The sequence below is a fragment of the Bacillus sp. NH11B genome, assembly GCF_001884205.1.
In the GTDB taxonomy this organism is placed as follows: domain Bacteria; phylum Bacillota; class Bacilli; order Bacillales; family Bacillaceae_G; genus Bacillus_A; species Bacillus_A proteolyticus.
This window is the reverse complement of record NZ_MAOG01000042.1, coordinates 1-5087: the sequence shown is the minus strand read 5'-3', so window position 1 is coordinate 5087 and position 5087 is coordinate 1. Positions and strand designations below refer to the sequence as shown.

Annotated in this window: 2 protein-coding genes and 4 pseudogenes; all 6 read left to right on the top strand. The window is 33.4% G+C overall.

The features are described 5' to 3' along the window. Positions 1–645: 645 nt before the first annotated feature. A pseudogene (locus tag BAU27_RS07965) lies at positions 646–1121 on the top strand (sensor histidine kinase); the annotation flags it as partial. 1 nt (position 1122) lies between these two features. Further along, positions 1123–1970: pseudogene (locus BAU27_RS33330) on the top strand (ABC transporter ATP-binding protein); the annotation flags it as partial. Further along, positions 1963–2701: pseudogene (locus BAU27_RS07955) on the top strand (ABC transporter permease). The pseudogenes BAU27_RS33330 and BAU27_RS07955, both read left to right, overlap by 8 nt. A gap of 17 nt (positions 2702–2718) precedes the next feature. Then, positions 2719–3503 (top strand): annotated as a pseudogene (bacA, locus tag BAU27_RS31695) (undecaprenyl-diphosphate phosphatase). Positions 3504–4181: 678 nt separating this feature from the next. Continuing rightward, on the top strand, positions 4182–4340 hold the full coding sequence (locus tag BAU27_RS32255) for a hypothetical protein (protein WP_175546527.1): 159 nt from the start codon (positions 4182–4184) through the stop codon (positions 4338–4340). A gap of 130 nt (positions 4341–4470) precedes the next feature. Continuing rightward, the gene (locus BAU27_RS07935; RefSeq protein ID WP_071770581.1) at positions 4471–4929 is read left to right on the top strand and encodes an ASCH domain-containing protein; all 459 of its coding nucleotides are present in this window, start codon (positions 4471–4473) and stop codon (positions 4927–4929) included. Positions 4930–5087 lie beyond the last annotated feature (158 nt).

Sequence of the window (5087 nt, the reverse complement as noted above, 5' to 3'; positions counted from 1 at the left end):
GTTTGTCTAGCATCTAAAAATAAAAATTGACGTTCACGTTGTTTGTTTCGTTCAGTTTTCAAAGAACTTGTCTGTCGCTCATTTGCGACTCCCTTATGTTAACATTTCCAATTTGTAATGTCAACTAAGTTTTTTATTTCGTTTGTCGCTTTCTGCGTTGTTGCTATCGGCGACTTGTTCTATATTACACCTCTATATGGTAATCGTCAATACCTTTTTATAAAGATATTTAATTTAATACCTTCGTACTCTTTTAACTCTAGATAAGGACCTATAAAGATTTCATAAAACTAGAAACCATCGTCTACTTTTCTTTACTAATCTATTCTTCTACATACTATTCAATTTAGACACTTCTCTATTACATAGGACGCGCTCCCCATCTTGCCGAACTTATACGATTGATTCTTTTCAGCTAAACTGGCAACTTTATTTTAATGATTAATAGTATATAAGTAGAAAGTTGCTTTATTTTTCATTACTGCTCCCGATTCCCCTTTGTTTATCAAATTGTACTATCAATAACCATTCTATTTGAATCAGGTAACGATACGAAAGATATATGTATTCTTATACCAGACGATGATAAAGAAATCCGAGGTTTATTAAAAAGATATTTAGAATGAGAGTTATACATAGTAGATACTGCGTCTGCGCTTATTTAATCAAAACAACTATAACCTCCTTATATTAGATCTTATGATGCCGAAAGTAGATGGGATTGTGCTTTCAATAAACGAATTAATCGCTGAATTAGAACAGGGTCAGATCGAAGCGAGGAAATCCAAAAAGCTAGAAAACAAATTTCATCTAATATTTCACATGATATCCGAACACCACTCACTTCTATTATTGGATATATTAATTCTTTAAAAAATGATGTCGCTGCTTCTGAAGTAGAAAAGCAAGAATATCTTGAAATACTTTATAAGAAATCGAATGACTTAAAACATCTAGTCGATGAAATTTTTAATATGGCCAAGCTATCAAAACTTAACATTGAACTACAAGTTCTCATACCAGAAGCTACTTCTCCTATCATTGCAGATCACCTTAGCCTTATACGAATTATAGGTAATCTAATTAAAAATGCTATCCACTACGGAAAAACTGGGAAAATATATGAATGTACAGCAAGGAGAGATTTATGGATTCATAGGGCGTAACGGTGCTGGTAAAACAACTACAATCCCTATGCTGCTTAGTCTTATAAAACCTACAAGTGGAAATATAGAAATATTCGGTGGGGATTTACTTCGGAATCAAAAAGACATTTTAAGAAGAATTGGTTCTATCGTTGAAGTTCCTGGGTTTTATGAAAACTTAACTGCAAGAGAGAACTTATTAATTAATGCCAAGATAATTGGAGTTTACAAAAGGAATGCAATTGAAGAAACATTAGAAATTGTAGGCTTGCATCACGAAACAAAAAACTAATAGGAAAATACTCTTTAGGAATGAAGCAACGCTTAGGAATTGCACGTGCTCTTCTCCATTATCCTGAACTACTCATACTAGATGAACCAACTAACGGACTAGATCCAATCGGTATTAAAGAAATGCGAAAACTCATTAAATCTTTAGCTCAAGAAAGAAATATAACGATACTCATTTCTAGTCATATATTAGCTGAGGTGGAACAACTAGTCGATCGTATGGGAATTATTCATGAAGGAAGGTTATTAGAAGAAGTTTCTCTTGATACACTGCGTAAAGCCAATCGTAAGTACATAGAATTCCAAGTAAATAATGATAATAAAGCTGCGATGCTATTAGAAAATCATTTTCAAATTTTTGATTATGAAGTACATGATGAAGGGCATATTCGCATTTACTCTCATTTCGGACAGCAAGGATACATTAACAGAACGTTCGTTCTTGACGATGTTGAAGTATTAAAAATGATGATGAGCGAAGAAAGATTAGAAGATTATTTCACCAAACTAGTTGGGGGTGGAACAATTGGTTAATCTACTCTATACAGAACTATTAAAACTAAAACGTTCTAATATGTTTTTGCTTAGTATTATTGGGGCTGGTGTCGCACCCTTTTTAGTGGTTGTAGCGTCTTATATACACATAAAGACAAAACAACCTACTCCAACTATTTTATTCCATCAATTATTTCACTGAAGTTAACTTATATACTACTTTAGTTATCGGATTCCCCTTATATGGGGTTGTGATTGCTTATCTATTCACCCGTGAATACACGGAAGATACATTAAAAAATTTGCTAACTATCCCAGTATCACGTATTAGCTTTATTGTAAGTAAGTTCATCCTTCTATTCCTTTGGATCATGATGCTAACTTTAGTCGCTTGGGCGCTAACTTTATTATTAGGGTTAATAGGTAGCTTCCCTGGATTTAGCACTGCCTTACTTTTAGGCTCCCTTGTGAAATTTCTAATATGTGGTGGACTTCTCTTTCTTTTGTCTTCACCTATTGTACTATTAACCGTTGCAATGAAGACCTATGTACCACCTATTATATTAACAGTCATTATTACAATGACTAACCTTATGCTCGTGAACTCTAAACATAAAGATCTATTTCCGTGGACCGCTACTCTAGATATCGCAAATAACGAATTACAACCCACATATCCAGCAGAGTATTCTTATATCATCATTGCAGCAACAGCAATTTTCGGATTTATTGCAACACTATTCTATTTTAAGAGAGTAGATATTCATTAATTTATAGGAGTGAAACTATGAGCGATATCATCATTGCCTTCATACTCGGTATTGTAGAGGGATTAGCTGAATTTTTACCTATCTCTTCTACTGGCCACCTTATATTAGTCGGACATTTATTAGGCTTTGAAGGAGAAAGAGCAAAGACGTTTGAAATCGTTATATAGTTAGGAGCAATTTTAGCTATTGCGATTTTATACTATAAACGCCTTGTTTCTTTATGTAATCTTAAACCTCTTCTGCGGAAAGAGAAAAAATTCAACGCATTCCATGTATTTCCGGCAGTAGTTGCTGGTTACTACTACATGATGTTATTAAAACATACTTATTTCAGCCATATACTGTCGTGATTGGACTTGTAGCAGGAGCAACTCTTATGATCTTTGCAGAAGTAAAAAAGGCAGAGGTAACCGCCTTTTCACTGGATGATTTAACATACCGTCAAGCATTAACAATTGGATTATTTCAATGCTTAGCAGTATATCCTGGCTTCTCTAGGGCTGGATATACTATTTCTGGAGGTCTATTAGCGAAAGTAAATTATAAGACTGCATCTGAGTTCTCTTTTCTCATTGCTCTTCCTGTAATGGTTGGAGCTACAGGCTTAGACTTATTAAAAAGCTGGAAGTATCTAAGTGTAAATGATATCCCTATGTTTGCAGTAGGCTTCCTTACTTCTTTTATTGTAGCAATGCTAGCAGTAGTAACTTTTCTTAAGCTTTTAGAAAATATAGGTTTAAAACCTTTTGCATACTATCGTATTTTGTTGGCTATCTTATTTACGCTTTTCGTATTGCTATAGATTCATATGAGTCACATATTATTAAACCGATATTCAAATTGGAATATCGGTTTTTTATCTATTTCACCTCTAGTATTACTCACTTCAATATGGCATAGTGGTAATAAACCAACATTAATAATCCGAATATTCTTCAAACAATCCATTAATATATAAAGTTACAAGCTATACTTGAAGTCCGAACCTAGTAATAGTATTTCTTCGTTAAACACCTATACTGGTTTAAAAACACGCAACTCAATTGATTAATTGTACCCCTCACACTCACCCGGAACAAATGTTCTTTGTTTTGTAATATATCACTTCTTCTTTATATTTTAAGTAGTTATTGTTTTTCACTCGTACTTAACTTCTCTATAAAAGGCGCCTAATTATAAGATTTAAGGAGGTTTATTCTATGGCCTATATACAAATAATTACAGTATCATTTGGCTATTAATAATGATTTTTTAACACCTTTATATGATGAAGATAACCAGCGCTATATTTATACAGGCACTGCCGGAAAACTTATTCCTGTTTCTATATTTAGCAGATGGTAGCTCCTTGTCTATTCACGAAATCGACGAAGGGTTAAAACTATTATTAGAAAACTCCCCTGAATGGGATCATTTATACCTATTACCATACGAAACAATTCGGAAATTAAATATCCCGTCTATTAATATGGGGGTATAGGTGAAAGACGGATATAAGTGGACAAAACGTGTTTACAAACCATATTCATTCAGCGTATTACCTTTATTGATTCGTAAAACAACAATACAGATTTTAAATGAATACAAAGTACTTACAAATAAACAAATTACACGTGGGACCTATAAAGTAATTTTTTAATAATTAGCGAGGATACTTCATCTTCCACCTAGCCTCTTTTTTTCTACTGAAGCTTAAATTGGAAGTATCATTCCCCTAAAATAGCAAGATAAAAGGAATTAAATTTAACTAAAGTGAGGTAATAATACAAATGAATCCATTAGCACAAACATATTGGGATACTTATTGGGGGCAGAATGAAAAACCAAAATCTGTTACTGCTTGGCAATTCGGTGATTCTCCTGATTACCTCGCCCAATTAGTAATTGATGGCATAAAAACCGCAACCTGCTCCGGCCATATTTTTTATGAATTAGAAAATGAACCACTACCAACAACTAACGATTATAGTATTGTACTTAATAGTCAGGATGAACCTGTAGCTATTATTAAGACAATAGAAGTAACTATAATGCCAATGAATGAAGTGACTGAAGAATTCGCTATCGCTGAAGGCGAAGGTGATCGTACCTATAGTTACTGGAGAGATACCCATATTCAGTTTTTCACAAAGGAACTAAGCGAGCTTGGTCTTAGTTTTTCTGAAGATATGCTGCTCGTTTGCGAACGTTTTAAGCTTATCGATGTAAAAAACAAAGTGAAGCTATGATAAATAACGATTTTACCGGAAGTCCATGCTATATAAATACATTTATCTTTAAACAAATAAGCTTGTTATCAATGGATTTCTTGAGCCATTAATTACAAGCTTATTTCATTAAACACAAAAAAGACGAGTCATTCTGACTCGTCTTAAGGTTGCTTGGC

Coding starts and splice junctions, on each gene's coding strand:
- BAU27_RS07935 (WP_071770581.1), top strand. CDS start 4,471: ATGAATCCATTAGCACAAACATATTGGGATACTTATTGGGGGCAGAAT.